1 protein-coding gene is annotated in these 239 nt (G+C 54.8%); it reads right to left on the bottom strand.

Annotated features, from left to right (window positions below; genetic code table 11):
* A partial coding sequence (locus Q4563_RS22360; protein WP_303606108.1) for a FimV/HubP family polar landmark protein occupies window positions 1-239 on the bottom strand: 239 nt, incomplete at both ends.

Raw genomic sequence — 239 nt, 5'->3', positions numbered from 1 at the left:
GCTCGCCCGGTTGCATCCAGTTGCGCGGCACCGGCAATTTCCTGATTCTGACGTGCCACTTCGGAAACGGCATCATCAAAACTGATGGTACGAATTCGCTCAGAGTCTGGAATACGCAATACCTGATGGGTTTTCAGGCGGTTGATGTTGCCACCGATAAAGGCATCCGGATTCTGCTGCTGGATGGCAACCATCATTTGTTGCGGTGTAATGCGGGGATCGGGCCGGGTAGCCAGAGC

Source organism: Gilvimarinus sp. 1_MG-2023 (genome assembly GCF_030548285.1).
This window is presented reverse-complemented; position numbering and strand designations above follow the sequence as displayed.